13 protein-coding genes are annotated in these 17667 nt (G+C 53.1%); 12 read left to right on the top strand and 1 reads right to left on the bottom strand.

What is annotated here, in order from left to right:
* Positions 1-44 precede the first annotated feature (44 nt).
* From H1D31_RS00180 to H1D31_RS00145, 8 genes are all read left to right on the top strand, one after another.
* Positions 45-1511: a mannitol dehydrogenase family protein gene (locus H1D31_RS00180; RefSeq protein WP_261255081.1), complete on the top strand. Its 1467-nt coding sequence runs from the start codon at positions 45-47 to the stop codon at positions 1509-1511.
* Positions 1511-2155 (top strand): bifunctional 4-hydroxy-2-oxoglutarate aldolase/2-dehydro-3-deoxy-phosphogluconate aldolase, encoded by a 645-nt coding sequence (eda, locus tag H1D31_RS00175; RefSeq protein ID WP_261255080.1) that lies wholly within the window; start codon positions 1511-1513, stop codon positions 2153-2155. Before H1D31_RS00180 ends, eda begins: the two co-directional genes overlap by 1 nt.
* Before the next feature lie 10 nt (positions 2156-2165).
* On the top strand, positions 2166-3119 hold the full coding sequence (locus H1D31_RS00170; RefSeq protein WP_065956046.1) for a sugar kinase: 954 nt from the start codon (positions 2166-2168) through the stop codon (positions 3117-3119).
* A 102-nt stretch (positions 3120-3221) separates the two neighbouring features.
* Positions 3222-4835, top strand: a complete 1614-nt coding sequence (locus H1D31_RS00165) for an NADP-dependent glyceraldehyde-3-phosphate dehydrogenase (protein WP_261255078.1) — start codon at positions 3222-3224, stop codon at positions 4833-4835.
* 117 nt (positions 4836-4952) lie between these two features.
* Positions 4953-7721, top strand: a complete 2769-nt coding sequence (locus H1D31_RS00160) for an FAD-binding and (Fe-S)-binding domain-containing protein (RefSeq protein ID WP_261255075.1) — start codon at positions 4953-4955, stop codon at positions 7719-7721.
* A 35-nt stretch (positions 7722-7756) separates the two neighbouring features.
* Positions 7757-8137 carry a response regulator gene (locus H1D31_RS00155; RefSeq protein WP_008608806.1) on the top strand — a complete coding sequence of 127 codons (381 nt, stop codon included), beginning with the start codon at positions 7757-7759 and terminating at the stop codon, positions 8135-8137.
* Between the two features lie 10 nt (positions 8138-8147).
* Complete coding sequence (locus tag H1D31_RS00150; protein WP_261255071.1) at positions 8148-10508, top strand: PAS domain-containing protein; 2361 nt, start codon at positions 8148-8150, stop codon at positions 10506-10508.
* Between the two features lie 6 nt (positions 10509-10514).
* Positions 10515-12143: a diguanylate cyclase gene (locus tag H1D31_RS00145; RefSeq protein WP_008949919.1), complete on the top strand. Its 1629-nt coding sequence runs from the start codon at positions 10515-10517 to the stop codon at positions 12141-12143.
* A gap of 39 nt (positions 12144-12182) precedes the next feature.
* Here H1D31_RS00145 and luxS read toward each other — a convergent pair whose 3' ends face one another.
* Positions 12183-12692, bottom strand: a complete 510-nt coding sequence (luxS, locus tag H1D31_RS00140) for an S-ribosylhomocysteine lyase (RefSeq protein ID WP_008949918.1) — start codon at positions 12690-12692, stop codon at positions 12183-12185.
* A 209-nt stretch (positions 12693-12901) separates the two neighbouring features.
* Between luxS and dnaK the strand changes: the two genes are divergently transcribed.
* The 4 genes from dnaK to H1D31_RS00120 all read left to right on the top strand — a co-directional run bounded on the left by dnaK (position 12902) and on the right by H1D31_RS00120 (position 17666).
* Positions 12902-14806: a molecular chaperone DnaK gene (gene dnaK / locus H1D31_RS00135; RefSeq protein ID WP_261255068.1), complete on the top strand. Its 1905-nt coding sequence runs from the start codon at positions 12902-12904 to the stop codon at positions 14804-14806.
* Positions 14807-14868: 62 nt separating this feature from the next.
* Positions 14869-16008 (top strand): molecular chaperone DnaJ, encoded by a 1140-nt coding sequence (gene dnaJ / locus H1D31_RS00130; RefSeq protein ID WP_261255067.1) that lies wholly within the window; start codon positions 14869-14871, stop codon positions 16006-16008.
* A 105-nt stretch (positions 16009-16113) separates the two neighbouring features.
* Complete coding sequence (locus H1D31_RS00125) at positions 16114-16917, top strand: M48 family metallopeptidase (RefSeq protein WP_261255066.1); 804 nt, start codon at positions 16114-16116, stop codon at positions 16915-16917.
* 182 nt (positions 16918-17099) lie between these two features.
* Positions 17100-17666 (top strand): hypothetical protein, encoded by a 567-nt coding sequence (locus H1D31_RS00120; protein WP_261255065.1) that lies wholly within the window; start codon positions 17100-17102, stop codon positions 17664-17666.
* Position 17667 lies beyond the last annotated feature (1 nt).

Here is a 17667-nt window from a genome sequence, read left to right as displayed (position 1 = left end):
GCCGGCAACCCGTCATCAGGCTTAACGCGAACAGCAGGCAAACTATGACATTATTAAGCAATAACACCCTTGCCAGTTTGGCCGGCAAACTGCCACTGCCCGCCTACCGGCTGGCATCGCAGCAACCCGGTATCGGCATAGTGCATCTGGGGCCCGGCGCGTTTTTCCGCGGCCATCAGGCCTATTACACTGACTTGGCACTGCAGCACGGTGGTGACTGGGCGATCAGTGCGGTCTCGATGCGCTCGCCGGATGTCAGTCAGGCGCTGACTCCGCAGGACGGGCTCTATACGCTGGCAGTACTGGATAGCGACACCCGTTATCAGGTGATTGGCAGTGTGCAGGAAGTGCTGATTGCCAGTGAGCAGTATCAGAGTGTACTGGCACGACTCAGCGACGCAGCGACCCGCTATGTCACCCTGACGATTACCGAAAAAGGCTATTGCCTGAATGCGCAGGGCGAACTGGATTTACAGCATCCGCAAATTCAGCAGGATCTGAGCGGCGGGCAACCGGCGGTCACCGCTATCGGCTTGCTGGTTGCCGCCTTAGCAGCCCGCTATGCCACGAATGTGGCGCCTTTTTGCGTACTCAGTTGCGATAACCTGACCGATAACGGCCATAAGCTACGCAAGGCACTGATTGGCTTTGCGGCGCAAAAGGCGCCGGCCCTGGCCAACTGGCTGGAGCAGCAACTGATCAGCCCCTGTACCATGGTCGACAGTATTACGCCGGCAACCGACGCTGCGCTGCGCGCTCAGGTCGCGGGGGTACTGGGCGTTAACGACAACTGGCCGATTAAACGCGAAGCCTTTGTGCAGTGGGTGATTGAAGATATTTTACCGGCAGAGCGGCCAGCCTGGCAGCAAGCCGGGGTGATCTATGCCGCCGATGTTAGCGCCTTTGAAAAAGCCAAGTTACGGTTATTAAATGCCCCGCACTCGACGCTGGCCTATATCGGTTATCTGCTGGGGTATGAAACCGTTTATGACGCCATGCAGGATAAAACGTTGCTGAATTTACTGCAGCAGATGGTACAGCAGGAAATTATGCCATCTTTTACCGCACCGGCTGAGCTGGATATTCAGCAATATAGTCAGGCGATCTTTGCCCGCTTTGAAAACCCGGCAATCCGCCATCTGCTGGCGCAAATTGCCTGGGATGGATCGCAAAAAATGCCGATGCGTATTCTGCCGGTGATCCGCGATAACCTGGCGGCCGGGCGCAGCATCAGCAAACTGAGCTTTTGTCTGGCAGCCTGGTTCTTATTTATCCGCCGCCGGCTGGCAGAAGGTCAGCCGCTGGTTGACCCCTTAGCCAGCAGTCTGACTGCGGCAGCGTCCGCTTGTCGCGGTGAGGCGCAGCATGATGTCGCCCGCTTTCTGGCGATTGAGGCCGTGTTCGGCACTGAGCTGCCAAAGCAAGATACCTTTATCCAGGCCGTGACTGCGGCCTATCAACAACTGACGACCCTGGTATCCGAACAGCCAGTGGCGCGCGGAGTAGTCTAATGTCGGCGTTATCTCACGTTTTACAAGGCCCAGCCTTATTACCCATTATTCAGGCTGAGGTACCAAGCACTGCAGTAGCTATTGCTAAGGCGATGCAGCAGGGCGGTATCGGTTCGGTTGAGGTGGTACTGCGTACACCCAAAGCGTTGGATTGTATCAGTGCTATTCGCAGCGCCTTACCTGAGCTCTTGGTGGGCGCCGGTACCATTTTATCGGCGGCGGATGCCCAGGCAGCAAAAGACGCCGGTTCGCAGTTTCTGGTGAGCCCGGCCAGTACGCCCAAACTGTTACAGGCCATGCTGGATACCGGGCTGGCGTTGGCGCCGGGGGTATCGACCCCTTCAGAAATTGCGCTGGCACTGGAAATGGGCATTCGTGAACTGAAATTTTTTCCGGCCAATTTATCCGGTGGCAGCGCCATGTTAAAGGCACTGAGCAGTATTTTTCAGCAGGTCCGGTTCTGTCCGACCGGCGGCATCAGCCAGCAAAATCTGGCTGAATATCTGGCGTTGCCAAATGTGTTTGTGGTCGGTGGCTCCTGGATCTCGCCGGCCAGCGCCATTGCCAGTGGCGACTGGGCACAGATCACGGCATTGTCACACCAGGCTTGTAGCCTGGCCCGGCAATTAAAACAGGCGGCATAGGAGAAAGACCATGAGCAAACGTATTGTCATTATGGGCGAGTGCATGGTGGAGCTGTTTCAGCTGGTGGAAAATGTCTATCACCAGGCCTTTGCCGGCGATGTGTTTAATACCGCTGTTTATCTGAAACGCTGTGCTGAGCAACCTGTAGAGGTGCAGTTTTTTACCGCGGTCGGTACCGATCTGATCAGCGACAAGCTGGTGCGGGCGGTGGAGCGCGAAAAAATTGATACCCAGCTGATATTACGCAGCAAAACCGCACGCCCCGGCCTGTATATGATTAATACCGATGCCTTTGGTGAGCGCAGCTTTGTGTACTGGCGCGATACGTCGGCAGCGAAACAGGTACTGCAACTGGCCAGCAGTCAGCAGCGCCTCGCCGAGCTGACGGGCGCTGAGATGTTTTTCTTCTCCGGCATCACGCTGGCCATTTTGAATGACAGCGACCGCGAAGCGCTGTTTGCGCTGGTGGCAGAATTAAAAGCCAGCGGCAGTCGGATCATCTTTGACCCTAACTACCGACCGGCGCTGTGGTCAACAGCCGAAGCGGCAAAGGCAGCATTTTTGCGTGCCTATGCGCTGGCTGATGTGGCCCTGCCGGGGCTGGATGATCATAAGGTGTTATTTGCTGCCACCTGCACCGAACAGGTGGTGGCGCAGCTTTCCGCCCTTGGCGTGGAAGAGATCGTGGTAAAAAACGGTAAGGACGGCATCAGTGGTCGTTATCAGGGTCAGGATTTCAGCGCCCTGGCACATCCGGTAAAAAAAGTGGTGGATACCACAGCGGCCGGAGATTCCTTTAACGGCGGTTATCTGGCGGCCCGGCTGGGCGGTATTGCGCCGGCGCAGGCAGTAAAATTTGCGGCGCGGCTGGCGGGCTTCGTGGTTGAACATACCGGCGCCATTGTCGGCAAAGAGCATTTTAATGGCTTTTGGGCCAAGAACCGGCCATCGCAATTTCAATAACAATAACATCCTGGCGGGCAAACCCGCCCGCTAATAATAAGATCTGATCGATCAGACAGTACTCCTACAACCAGGCAAACTTTAATTGAATGGGAGTAAGGTATGAGTATAACGACACTGTTTCCGCAAGCGGCGGAGATCCCGGCAGAGTTTGCCCAGCAGCGGCTACTGGAGCAACGCGACTATCTGTTAAATGGTGAGCTGGTTAGCTGGCCAGGTGAGCTGAGCCCGGTAATCAGCCCGGTACAGCTGCGCCATGGCGATACCCTGACACCGGTATTACTGGGTTATACGCCGCTGCTGGATGCCGAGGCGGCACTGCAGGCATTGGATGGCGCCGTTAAGGCCTATGATCTGGGGCGTGGCGCCTGGCCGAGCATGCCGGTGCTGGAACGGATCCGGCATGTTGAAACTTTTTTAGGCCTGATGCAGCAGCAACGCGCGGAGGTGATCCGGTTGCTGATGTGGGAAATTGGTAAGAATTATCCGGATGCGGCCAAAGAGTTTGACCGCACCTGCGATTATATCCGCGATACCATCGCTGCCCTGAAGCAGCAGGATCGGGACGCCAGCCATTTTATTATCGAACAGGGCGCACTGGGTAAGATCCGCCGTGTCCCGGTTGGGGTGGCGCTGTGTATGGGGCCCTTTAACTACCCGCTCAATGAAACCTTTACTACGCTGATCCCGGCACTGATTATGGGCAATACCGTGATCTTTAAACCGGCGAAATATGGTGTGCTGCTGATCCAGCCGTTGCTACGCGCCTTTGCGCAAAGCTTTCCACCCGGGGTGATTAATATTATTTATGGTCGCGGCCGGGAAACCGTCGGGGTGCTGATGGAAAGCGGCAAGATCGATCTGTTTGCCTTTATCGGCACTAACAAAGGCGCCAGCGATTTAAAACGGATGCACCCTAAGCCGCACCGGCTGCGCGCTGTACTGGGGTTAGATGCGAAAAATCCCGGCATTATTCTCGCGGATGCCGACTTAAAGCGCACTGTCGCTGAAGTCGTCGCCGGCGCCTTGTCGTTTAACGGTCAGCGCTGTACCGCACTAAAAATTCTGTTTGTCGAACGGCCCTTGGCGGCGGCTTTTGTCAAAGCGCTAAGCCAGGCGGTAGATCAGTTGCAGTTGGGCATGCCCTGGCAAGCGGGTGTACAGATCACGCCGTTGCCAGAACCTGGTAAAACGGCGTTTCTTACCGCCTTACTCGACGATGCAATCGCCAACGGTGCTCAGGTGCAGAATGTCCAGGGTGGTGTCTGTGCCGGCTCCTTGTTTAAGCCAGCGGTGCTGTATCCGGTGAACGCCAAGATGCGGCTCTATCAGGAAGAGCAGTTCGGCCCGCTGGTGCCGGTCGTGCCTTTTGATAGCATCGACGAGGTGATTGACTACGTGGTGAACTCCAACTTTGGCCAGCAGCTGAGTATCTTTGGGCAGGATCCGCGACAGGTCGGTGAGCTGGTCGATATTTTTGCCAATCAGGTCGGTCGGATCAATATTAACGCTCAGTGTCAGCGCGGGCCGGATAGCTTCCCGTTTAACGGCCGCAAAGACTCCGCCGAGGGCACCTTATCGGTCGTGGATGCGCTGCGGCAGTTTTCCACGCCAACATTAGTCGCGACCAAGTATCAGGATCCGGATGTCGGCTTTGTAAAACAGATTATCCAGCAGCGCGCCTCGCATTTTCTGGCGACAGATTTTTTGTTTTAGGTGAGCTGCCGCAGTTTTGCTAATTGCCGCCGAACCGATTAAGCTGCTGCCAAGCCTGTAACCGTTGGCAGCAGCGCGATCTTTGCTGCTTACCAGCCGCCATACTTTGAGGTTGATATGCAGCCGCAGTTTCTGCACGCCGTACAACAGCTTATTCCTGCTGAGCGCTATTTCGATGATCCGCTCAGCACGCTGGCCTTTGGCACTGACGCCAGTTTTTATCGGTTAACGCCGAAGTTGGTACTCAGGGTTGAAAGCGAACAGGAAGTAATCGCTTTATTAAAGCTGGCAGGTCAGTATCAGGTACCACTAACCTTTCGCGCGGCGGGCACCAGTTTATCCGGTCAGGCAGTGACGGATTCGGTGCTGTTGGTGCTGGGCGAAAACTGGCAGCAATATCAGATTTTTGAGCTCGGTGAACGGATCCGGCTCGCGCCCGGGGTGATAGGCGCGCAGGCAAATCAATGGCTGGCGCCCTATGGCCGCAAGATTGGCCCGGATCCGGCATCGATTAACAGCTGCAAAATTGGCGGTATCGTCGCCAATAATGCCAGCGGCATGTGCTGCGGTACCGCGCAAAACAGCTTTAATACCCTGCATGGTATGCGTTTGGTGCTCGCTGACGGCACGGTGTTGGATACGGAAGATGCAGCAAGTATTGCCGCCTTTCGGCAGTCGCATGCGCCGCTGTTAGCCGAGCTTAGCGCCCTGGCTCAGCAAACGTGCGCCAATCCCGAGCTGCTGGCTAAAATCCGCCATAAATACCGCTTAAAAAATACCATGGGCTTTTCGCTAAACGCCCTGACAGAGTTTAGCGATCCTATCGATATCTTAAGCCACCTGATGGTGGGATCAGAAGGCTGCCTCGGCTTTATTAGTAGCGTTACCTACCAGACGGTGCCGGAACATCCGCATAAAGCCAGCGCACTCTATGTGTTCCCGGATATTGCCAGCTGCTGTCAGGCGGTAACCTTGCTAAAAGACACGCCGGTGGCGGCTGTTGAGCTGCTGGACCGGCGTAGTTTACGCTCGGTGCAACATAAAGCCGGCTTGCCGGCCTGGGTGGCGACCTTGTCAGAGGGGGCTGCGGCGCTGTTAATTGAGAGTCGCGCCGCCACAGTGCCGCAGCTGGAACGCCAGTTGGCACAAATACAGCAGCAACTGGCGGCCTTTGAGCTGGAACAAAAAGTGGATTTTACCCGCGAGCCGGCAGTCTGTGAGCAACTGTGGGCGATCCGCAAAGGCACTTTTCCGGCGGTCGGCGCGGTACGTGAAACCGGCACCACGGTGATCATTGAAGATGTTACCTTCCCACTACCACGGCTGGCCGAGGGGGTATTAGCTTTACAGCAGCTGTTTGACTGTTTTGGCTATCACGAGGCCATTATTTTCGGGCATGCGCTGGAGGGCAATCTGCATTTTGTGTTTACCCAGAGTTTTAACAGCGCCGCCGAGATCCAGCGTTATGCCGATTTTATGCGTGAGGTGGCGCAGCTGGTGGCAGTAGAATTTGGTGGCGCTTTAAAGGCTGAGCATGGCACCGGCCGTAATATGGCACCCTTTGTGGAGCTGGAGTGGGGTACTGAGGCATACCAGCTGATGTGGCGGATTAAGCAGCTATTGGATCCGCAGCATATCCTTAACCCTGAGGTGGTGCTAAGCCGCGATAGTCAGCTGCATCTAAAGCATCTGAAAGCGCTGCCGGCGGCGGATCCTTTGGTCGATAAATGTATTGAATGTGGCTTTTGTGAGCCGGTTTGTCCCTCGCGTAAGCTAACGTTAACGCCGCGCCAACGCATAGTAGCACAGCGTGAAATCTCTCAACTGCAGCAAAGTGGCGAGGATAGCGCGCGCTTAACTGCATTGCAGCAAGCTTATCAGTATGCCGGCACCGATACCTGTGCCGCCTGTGGCCTGTGCAGCACGGCCTGTCCGGTGGGCATTAATACCGGCGATCTGACGCGGCAACTGCGTGGCCGTGCTAATCAGCGTTTTCATGGGCTGGCCAACTTTGCTGCCAGTAAGTTTAGTGTTATTAGCAGCCTAGGGCGCGCCGCGCTTAACATCGGCCAGCTTGGCGCCCGTATGTTAGGCGCGGCCATGCCAATTTGGCATCAGGCAATGCCTACTGCGGCCCGCGCCTTTCAGTTGCCGGATCAGCCGGAGCAGGGCTCAGGCTTAATACCGGTATTATACTTTGGCAGCTGCAGTGGCCGGGTACTGGGGCCACAGCAGCATAGTCAGGACCCGCGCAGTCTGGCTGAGGTAAGTGCCAACTTACTACAAAAAGCCGGTTATCAATTATTTCAGCCGCCAAAGCTGGCGCAGCAATGCTGTGGCATGCCGTTTCAGTCCAAGGGGCAATTTGCTGCTGCGAAACAAATGCAGCAACAATTGCATCAGTGGTTAATGCAGCACAGTGAGCAGGGCCGGATTGCAGTGTTTTGCGATAGCAGCCCCTGCAGCTTAACTTTACGCGAAGCCTTAGATCCGAGCTTGCAGCTGTTTGATAGTATTGACTTTATCTATGACAAGGTTCTGCCTAAGCTAAAGCTGAATAAACAGGCCGCGCCACTGGCGCTGCATATCAGTTGCAGCGCGCAGCAGTTGGGGCAGGGCCGCAAGCTGACTGAACTGGCCGCCGCCTGTACTGAACAGCTGGTGATCCCCGAGGGCATCAGCTGCTGTGGTTTTGCCGGTGACAAGGGCTTTTTCTTACCGGAGCTTAATGCGTCAGCATTGTCTGATTTAGCGCGGCAGGTAAGTAAGTGCTCACGGGGGGTATCCAGCAGCCGCACCTGTGAAATTGGCTTAAGCCGGCACAGTGGCGTCGAGTATCAACATCTACTTTACTTGTTAGATGAACTATCAGATGCTGAGTGCTAACTCACTGCAATCGCAGCTTATTACGGGAACAGAGGATGCGCATTTTACACGTTGAGGACGATGAGGATATCCGGGCGGTGACCGAAATCGCTTTGGTGCAGCTTAGCGGTTTTCAGTTATGTAGCTGTGACTCAGGTGCTATGGCGCTTAGTCTGGCACAGGCGTTTCAACCCGATCTGATGCTGCTCGATGTGATGATGCCACAGATGGATGGCTTGCAAACCCTGGCGGCGTTGCGACGTTTGCCCGGTTTGGCTGCCGTGCCAGCGGTGTTTATGACTGCCAGGTTGCAGGACGCCGAAAAGCAACAGTATCTGAATGCCGGTGCCATAGCGGTGCTGGAAAAGCCCTTTGATCCCCTTACGCTTGGCCAGCAGTTACAGCAGTATCTGAGCAGGCCGGCATCAGACAGTTAGAGCCGACACTATGCAAGCACCGATAACGCCAGCTAACGAAGTGCAACGTTTGCAGGCTTTACAGGCGTTAAAGCTACTAGATACGGCGGCTGAGCCCCGCTTTGACCGTTTAACCCGCCTGGTTCAGCAATGTCTGGATTGTCCAATCGTATTGATCTCGTTGATTGATGAGCAGCGGCAATGGTTTAAGTCCCGTCAGGGCCTGGAGGCTTGTGAAACGCCAAGAGATATTTCCTTTTGTGGCCATGCAATTTTAACTGACCAGCTATTTGAAATCAGCGATGCCCGGCTCGACCCTCGTTTTGCCGATAATCCGCTGGTGACGGCAGCACCTTTTATCCGTTTCTATGCCGGTGCGCCGCTGACCATCAATCAGCAGCGTATTGGTACCCTCTGTGTAATTGATCCTGAACCGCGGCAACTCACGCTGCAACAGCGGCAGGTCCTGCGTGATTTTGCCGATGCCGTAGAGCAGGAGATTATCGATCGCTTGCAGGAGCAAGCAGAGCAGGAACTCAAAGCCAGCCGGGATCAATACCAGGCGTTGGTTAATAATATCCCGGGTATTACCTACCGCTGTAAAGCGGACGCGAACTGGACCATGCTCTATATCAGCGGCAGTATCGATCCGTTATCAGGTTACCCAGCCAGCGACTTTATTCAGAATAAGCTGCGCAGTTACGCCAGTGTGATTTACCCACCAGATCGTGAGCGGTTGGAGCAGGCGGTTGCTCAGGCGATAGCGCAGCGACATAGCTGGACCCTGCAATACCGGGTGCAACACCGTGATGGCAGTTTGCGCTGGGTTGAAGAACGTGGTCAGGCGGAATATGACGACGCCGGGCAGGTACGCTATCTGGATGGATTTATTCTGGATATTAATGCTGAGAAGCAGTTGAAACAGCAGTTATTGAATCTGACCTCACACTTACCAGGGGTGGTGTATCAGTATCAGCAATGGCCGGATGGCCGCGCCGCCTTTCCGTATGCCAGCGCAGCTTTAAAGCGGATCTACGGCGTAACACCAGAGCAGGTAAAGGCCGATGCGACGCCGGTCTTTGCAGCGATCCACGAAGAGGACCTGGCAGGACTGGCGAGTAGTATTGAACACTCCAGGCAGCAGCTGCTGGAGTGGCGCCATGAATACCGGGTCAAAGATCTGAATGGGAAAGTGGCTTGGATGGCGGGTAATGCGACACCGGAAGCGATGCCGGATGGCAGTGTGCTCTGGCATGGCTATATTCAGGATATCACTGCCTCTAAACAGAGTTTTTTGGCGCTGCAGCAGGCCAATCAGCAGTTGCAACTGGCCCGCGAGCGGTTGGATACCGCCAGTGAGCTGGCTCTGATCGGCTTCTGGCAGGCTTCATTGAAAACCGGTGAACTGTGGTGGTCGCCTGCCATTTTTCAAATCTTTGGTTTTGATGAAGCCAATACCACCCCCAGTGTGGCGCTGTTTAAAAGTACCCTGCATCCGGATGACCGGCAAAAGGTGGCACTAAGTGAACAACAAGCCTTAATCAGTGGCATTCATGATGTCAGTCACCGGATTATCCGGCCGGATGGCAGTATCCGCTGGGTGCATGAGCGGGCACGTATCGTAACGGATGCCGATAATCCGGAGCGTATTATGGTCGGTTCAGTGCAGGATATAACCGAGCGGGTGCAGTTACAGCAGCTAAAGGATGAGTTTATTGCCACTGTCAGCCATGAGTTACGCACGCCATTAACGGTGATTAAAGGCGCGCTGAGTTTGGTCAATTCCGGCCAGCTTGGTGTTTTGCCTGCCGCGTCACAAAAGTTGCTAGTGGCGGCACAGCAAAATAGTGAGCGTCTGGCGCATCTGATTAACGATTTGCTGGATATGGAAAAACTGGTTGCCGGCAAAATGCCGTTTTTACGCCAGCCATTGCAGGTACAGGCACAGCTAGCTCAGGCGGTGCATGAGTTGGAGCCTTTCGCCGCACAATATCAGGTGCAATTAGAGGTCACGCCGGTTGAATCTGGTCTGCAGCTGTGGGCCGACAGCCTGCGTTTACAACAAACGCTGGCCAATTTATTATCAAATGCGATTAAGTTTTCCAAACCCAACAGCCGGGTGCAACTACGTGCTCAGTTGCTGGCGGATCATATTCGGATTGAAGTTGAGGATAACGGGCTCGGCATCCCGGAGGCGTTTCAGGCACGGATTTTTGAGCGTTTTGCGCAGGCCGATACTGAGCAACGCCGGCAAAAAGGTGGGACTGGCCTGGGGCTGGCCATATGCAAGGCCTTGATTGAACAAATGGGTGGCGAGATCGGATTTCAGTCTGCCGCCGGGCAGGGCACCTTGTTTTATTTTACGTTACCGGCAGTGAATGCCGATAAGTGATGATTGATGACTGACATTTCAAAACATAAAGCCGATTTAAGTACAGCCTTTGCTCAGGTACGACAGCGGTTTGAGCAGGCTCTGCCGGCGCGGGCTGCGGCAATGCGGGCTTTGGTTAACAGTGATGAGCTGGCGGAGAATGATTTACAACAGTTAATTTATGAGGCACATAAGCTGGCAGGAGCCTGCGGCACCTTTGGTTTCCATAACCTGGGTGGACAAGCGCGGATCCTCGAGCAATTGGCCCGAACAGTCGAAGCTAAACCGGCAGCACAGCAACGTCAGGCCAGACAAACGCTGGAATATGCGTTACAGGACTTTCTGCAGGCGGTGGGCGGAGCCTTACAGCAACGCGCAGCCTTACAAAATAATCAGGCCGTCGAGGTCCGGTTACAAAATGCGATCTGGTTATTACTTGGCACAGCACAGCTCAGCAAGGAGCTGATTACTCAGCTGTCGGCCTTTGGCCATCAAATACGAGAGTTCCACGACTACGACAGCTGCCTGAAGGCGCTGGAGCTGGAATGTCCGGCGGTGTTATTTAGTGCCATTAATCTGGATGGGCAATCCTTATTTAAACAACGCCTGCTACTGGAGCGCTTATCGCAGCAGGGCGGGCGCTTGATGGTGTTTGCTACTGAGGATAATTTCGAACTCAGGATCAAGGCCGCGCAACTGCGTGCCGAAGCCTTTTTTGTGTCCTCTATTGATGTGCCCAATATGATTGCGACCTTGTCCGAGCTGGTCGAGCAGGCGAATGGCTATCATGGCCGTGTTTTTATCGTCGATGACGACCGGTTGTTGGCGGAACACTATGCGTTGGTACTGAACTCAGTCGGTATTGAAACCCGGATCATGCAGAATGTGCGGAATATCGTGCATGAGCTGTTAAGCTTTCAACCGGATCTGGTGTTGATGGATATCTATATGCCCGATTATTCGGGTACTGAACTGGCGGGGGTATTACGCCAGTATCAGTCGCTAAAACGCCTGCCGATCGTCTTTTTATCGTCCGAGGCAAATAAGTTTTTGCAAATTAAGGCGATGGCACAGGGTGCAGATGATTTCCTGACCAAGCCAATCGCTGATGCGGAGTTGGCGCAAGCGATTAAAGTGCGGCTCAGGCGCAGCCTGCAGATCCGGCAGCTTATTGAAAAAGATGGCCTGACCGCTTTAATTAAACACAGTGCCATTAAAGAAGTGGCCGCGCTGGAGCTGGAGCGTGCTGAACGGTCTGGCAAGCCGCTAAGTGTCGTGATGCTGGATATTGATTTCTTTAAATCAGTCAATGACCGTTATGGTCATGCTACCGGCGATATTGTTATTACTGCTCTGGCAACGATGCTACGTAAAAGGATCCGCAAGACGGACAAAGCCGGTCGCTATGGCGGCGAGGAGTTTATGCTGGTATTACCGGATTGCAGTAGCGAGCAGGCACGGCAATTAACGGCGCAAATTTTACAGGCCTTTCGCCAGCTACAGTTTAGTGCTGCCGAACAATTGTTTCAGTGCAGTTTTTCGGCGGGGGTGGCCTCGACCAGTGACAGTAGCTATGCCAACGCCGATTTGCTGATTGCGGCAGCTGACACTGCGCTATATCAGGCGAAGCAAGCTGGCCGGGATCGGGTATGTTGATCGTTTAGCTGGCGGCTGTTGCTGCCGCCAGCCGGTGTATTACAGCTTTTGCAACACTTCTGCCGGTAAGGCTAACTCGTCATTACGGTTAACGCCAACACCACGGCTAATCACATTTTGGGCGATCTGTTTGGCTTCATCCAGCGAGTGCATTTGCGCGGTACCACACTGATAAATATTCAGCTCCGGAATATCGTTTTGACTGGCCACCTGTAACACATCCTGCATCGCGGCCTGCCAGGCAGCGGCTACCCGCGGTTCATCCGGTGTACCAATCAGGCTCATATAAAAACCAGTGCGGCAGCCCATTGGCGAGATATCGATAATTTCGACATCCTGGCCATTAAGATGGTCCCGCATAAAGCCGGCAAATAAATGCTCCAGCGTATGGATACCTTTTTCCGACAGGATCTCTTCATTCGGTACACAAAAACGCAGGTCATATACGGTAATCGCATCGCCCTTTGGCGTGGTCATTTTCTTGGCGATACGCACCGCCGGCGCTTTCATAATGGTGTGATCAACGGTAAAGCTATCAAGTAATGGCATAACAAATCCTGTAAGCAGCAATAAGTGCTTTGATTATAGCGCTGGCGGCCAGCGAAAGTTAACCGCTTTCGCGAGTTAGCGGCAGAAGCGGCACAAAATACGCAAAAACGTAAAATTTTACTTTTGATAACCTTGAATAGATCAGGGCTAATCCCCACTAATCGGTCATCGCAATGTTTCATTGTTCAGAATATAGGTGGAGAGACGTTATGGGTAGAATTATTGGTATTGACTTAGGTACAACCAACTCTTGTGTGGCTATTTTAGATGGTGATAAACCAAGAGTCCTGGAGAATGCCGAAGGGGCACGTACCACGCCTTCAATTATTGCTTACACAGAAGATGGCGAAGTGTTAGTCGGCCAGCCAGCTAAGCGCCAGGCGGTGACTAACCCGAAAAATACCTTATTCGCCATCAAGCGCTTAATCGGTCGTCGTTTTGAAGACGAAGAAGTGCAGCGTGATATCAAAATCATGCCTTTCAGCATTGTTAAAGCCGATAATGGTGATGCCTGGGTTGAAGTAAAAGGTAAAAAGTTAGCGGCACCACAAATTTCAGCTGAAGTGCTGAAAAAGATGAAAAAGACGGCTGAAGATTACCTGGGCGAACCGGTAACCGCAGCGGTTATTACAGTACCAGCTTACTTTAACGATGCTCAGCGTCAGGCTACTAAAGATGCTGGCCGGATTGCCGGTTTAGATGTAAAACGCATTATCAACGAGCCAACCGCAGCTGCGCTGGCTTATGGTATGGATAAAAAGAAAGGCGATACCAAGGTTGCGGTTTATGATCTGGGTGGTGGTACTTTCGATATCTCTATTATTGAAATTGATGATGTTGACGGCGAGCAAACCTTTGAAGTACTGGCTACTAACGGTGATACGCACTTAGGTGGTGAAGACTTCGATAACCGCGTGATCAACTATCTGGTTGACGAGTTCAAGAAAGAGCAAGGTATTGATCTGCGGAACGATCCGCTGGCGATGCAGCGTTTAAAAGAAGCCGGTGAGAAGGCGAAGATTGAATTGTCTTCAGCGTCACAAACGGAAGTAAACCTGCCGTATATCACGGCCGATGCGACTGGTCCGAAGCACCTGAATATCAAGGTTACCCGGGCTAAGCTGGAATCACTGGTTGAAGATTTAGTGCAGCGTACTCTGGAGCCGCTGAAAAAGGCGCTGGCAGATGCCGATTTAAGCGTCAGTGACATCGATGAAATCATCCTGGTAGGTGGTCAGACCCGGATGCCGAAAGTGCAGGAAGCGGTTACCGCCTTCTTTGGCAAAGAGCCACGCAAAGACGTCAACCCGGATGAAGCGGTAGCAGTAGGTGCGGCCATTCAGGGTGCAGTACTGTCGGGCGACGTGAAAGACGTATTACTGTTAGACGTGACGCCACTGTCGTTGGGTATCGAGACCATGGGTAGCGTGATGACCGCGCTGATTGAGAAAAACACCACTATTCCGACCAAGAAGTCGCAGGTGTTCTCAACGGCCGATGATAACCAGTCTGCGGTAACGATTCACGTACTACAGGGTGAACGTAAACGTGCCTCTGACAATAAGTCATTAGGTCAGTTTAACTTAGAAGGTATTCGTCCGGCCCGTCGTGGCGAGCCACAAATCGAAGTCACCTTCGATCTGGATGCGGATGGTATTCTGCATGTGTCGGCGAAAGACAAAGATACCGGTAAAGAGCAGAAGATTACCATTAAGGCGTCTTCAGGCTTAAGCGAAGAAGAAATTCAGAAAATGGTGCGTGATGCCGAAGCACACGCCGAAGAAGATAAAAAATTCGAAGAGCTGGTGCAGGCGCGTAACCAGGCCGATGCCATGGTACATGCCACCCGCAAGCAAATCGAAGACGTTGGTTCAGCTTTAGCCGCGAATGACAAAGAAGCGATTGAAGCGGCTATTGGTGAACTGGAAAAAGCCATCAAGGGCAATGAGAAGTCAGAGATCGAAGCCAAAACCCAGGCGCTGATCCAGGCGTCACAGAAGCTGATGGAAGCCCAGCAAGCCAAAGGTCAGGCGACTGATGCTGGCCAGCAGGCCAGTGGTGCTGACGACGTGGTCGATGCGGAATTCGAAGAAGTTAAAGACGACAAAAAGTAATTAACGCTAAAGCAGGCTGCAGCTTAGGCTGCAGCCGTTAACTGAGAAATAAGCACAGATCTATGTCCAAGCGTGACTATTATGAAGTACTAGGTGTCGCTAAAGGCGCCGATGATAAAGACATCAAAAAGGCTTATAAACGCCTCGCCATGAAATTTCACCCGGATCGTACTCAGGGTGATAAAGACATGGAGGAGAAGTTTAAAGAAGTACAGGAAGCCTATGAAGTTTTGTCTGACGAGCAAAAGCGCGCAGCCTATGACCGTTACGGCCATGCCGGAGTAGATCCGAATCGTGGTGCCGGTGGTTTTGGTGGCGGCGGTGGTGCCGACTTTGGCGATATCTTTGGTGATGTATTCGGTGACATCTTCGGTGGTGGCCGCCGTGGTGGTGGCGCGCGTTCACAACGCGGAGCTGACCTGCGCTACAACCTGGAATTAACACTGGAAGAAGCGGTTAAAGGTAAGTCGGTTGATATTAAAGTGCCGACGATGGTCAGTTGCGACAGCTGCGATGGCTCTGGTGCCAAAAAAGGCACTACGGCGAAAACCTGTACCACCTGTCATGGCTCGGGCCAGGTTACCATGCGCCAGGGCTTTTTTGCGGTGCAACAAACCTGTCCAACCTGTTCTGGTCGCGGCAAGATTATCCCGGATCCCTGCACTAAGTGTCACGGTGAAGGGCGGATTGAGAAAACCAAAACCTTATCGGTCAAGATCCCGGCCGGTGTCGATACCGGCGACCGAATTCGCTTATCAGGCGAAGGCGAAGCGGGTATGCATGGCGCGCCTGCAGGCGATCTCTATGTGCAGGTTTCGGTACGGGCTCACCCAATCTTCCAGCGTGATGGCAATAATCTGTACTGTGAAGTGCCAATGAGCTTTGCTACCGCGGCTTTAGGTGGTGAGATTGATGTACCAACGCTGGATGGTCGGGTAAAACTGAAGATCCCGGCTGAGACGCAAACCGATAAGATGTTCCGCTTACGCGGTAAAGGTGTGCAGTCGGTCCGTGGTGGCGGTGTCGGTGATCTGGTCTGTAAGGTGGTGATTGAAACGCCGGTTAAGTTGTCAGAGCGGCAAAAAGAGCTGCTGCGCCAACTGGACGAGAGCATGACCGGTGAAGGCGAAGCCACGCATCGGCCGAAGTCAAAAGGCTTTTTCGATGGTGTGAAAAAGTTTTTTGATGATTTAACCAGCTAAAGCTGTTATCTGGCTGCAGCAACAACAGAAACCACCCGTTTTGGGTGGTTTTTTTATGCCCAGACGGTAAACTTAAGCCACGATGTTATTTTCAATGGACTGCCTATGTTAAAGAAATTACTTATTCCGACGCTCTGCGCACTGTTATTGAGTTCCTGTGCTGAGTCGCCTACTGGCCGGCGTCAGGTGATGTTGTTTGACAACAACCAGCTGAACACTCTGGGAGCTCAGACCTTTGAGCAAATGAAAGCCGAGCAAAAAATCAGTACTGATCCGGCAACCAATAACTATGTGCAGTGTGTGGCGAATGCTCTGCTAAAGGTTACCCCCGCTGAGTACCAGCAATATAAATGGGAAATCGTGGTATTTGACAGCGATCAGGTGAATGCCTTTGCCTTACCCGGTGGTAAGATGGGAGTTTATACCGGTCTGCTTAAAGTGGCACAAACGTCGGCCCAGTTAGCGGCGGTGGTTGGGCATGAAATTGGCCATGTGATGGCCGGCCATAGTAACGAGCGTTTATCGACCAATCAGTTTTTACAGGTGGCATTGGCGCTGGGTGATGCCGGCAGCCGGGCGGCCGGGGTGCGTTATCAGCAGGAGATGATGGCAGCTCTTGGTTTAGGTGCTCAGGTTGGTGTTGCTTTGCCCTTTAGCCGGGCTCATGAAACTGAAGCCGATATTATAGGTCTGGACTTAATGGCGCGGGCCGGTTTTAATCCGGAAGAGTCTGTTGCGCTGTGGCAGAACATGGCCGCTGCCGGCAGTGGTGGGGTGCCGCAATTTTTATCGAGTCACCCGATCCCGGATACCCGGATCCGCACCTTACAGCAAAAGATGCCGGAAGCTGCTACACTGTATCAGCAGCGGCGCCAACAAGGTGCTTTACCGGCTTGTCGGAAGCCCTAATGACTGGCTTGCTCCGCAAGAACTCAAATAACTGCGGATTGAGTGTCAGTAATTTTTACAATATCGTGGCCTGGTCAGGTGTTTGCCAGACTAACAATATGATGAAACAAAGGTTTGCAAGGGCTGGTATAGTACTTGCATACTATTTCAGCAGAGAAGTGCTTTAACTAACGGAATTTGCTATGCAAGGACATGACCCTAAAGATCAGAACGCGGCAAAAATGAACCGGCGTAAGTTTTTAACCCGTACCGGCGCTGGTTTGGTGATTGCCTCTATTCCTGCACGTTCTGTATGGGCCAGCAGTGGTGGTTTGACCCAATCCATAGTGGCTTCGGGCCACGGCTCTGATTTTGCTAATGGCCATGACATCAAGTTGGAGTCGCCGGGTTACTTTAAAAATACTGCGACCAGTCAAAACAAGCTGCGTTTTATTGATGTCTTTGGTGGGCCTCCTATCGGGGTAAATGCTAAAGATTTTAATGCGACCCTGGGCGATGTACTTGATCAGCCTGGTAAGAAAAAGCTGGGTGGTCCGGCAAATATCAACTTTAACCTGGTTGGTATCTATCTGAATGCTTTTTTCAGTGGTAGTTCGCCGTTCGATCGTATCTATTATCCGATCGTTGGGCATGACAAGCCCTTCGCCACTTTTCAGCAGTTTGCGTTTTACCTTTATGATCAAGCCATGGCAAGCCCCGAGAGTACCAGTGCTGCTTTGGGCAACTTAATTACCCAATATCACGGCTAAC

The sequence above is a fragment of the Alishewanella sp. BS5-314 genome, assembly GCF_025377695.1.
GTDB lineage: Bacteria > Pseudomonadota > Gammaproteobacteria > Enterobacterales > Alteromonadaceae > Alishewanella > Alishewanella aestuarii.
Note: the sequence above shows the minus strand (reverse complement) of the source record. Positions and strands in the feature narration are given on the sequence as shown.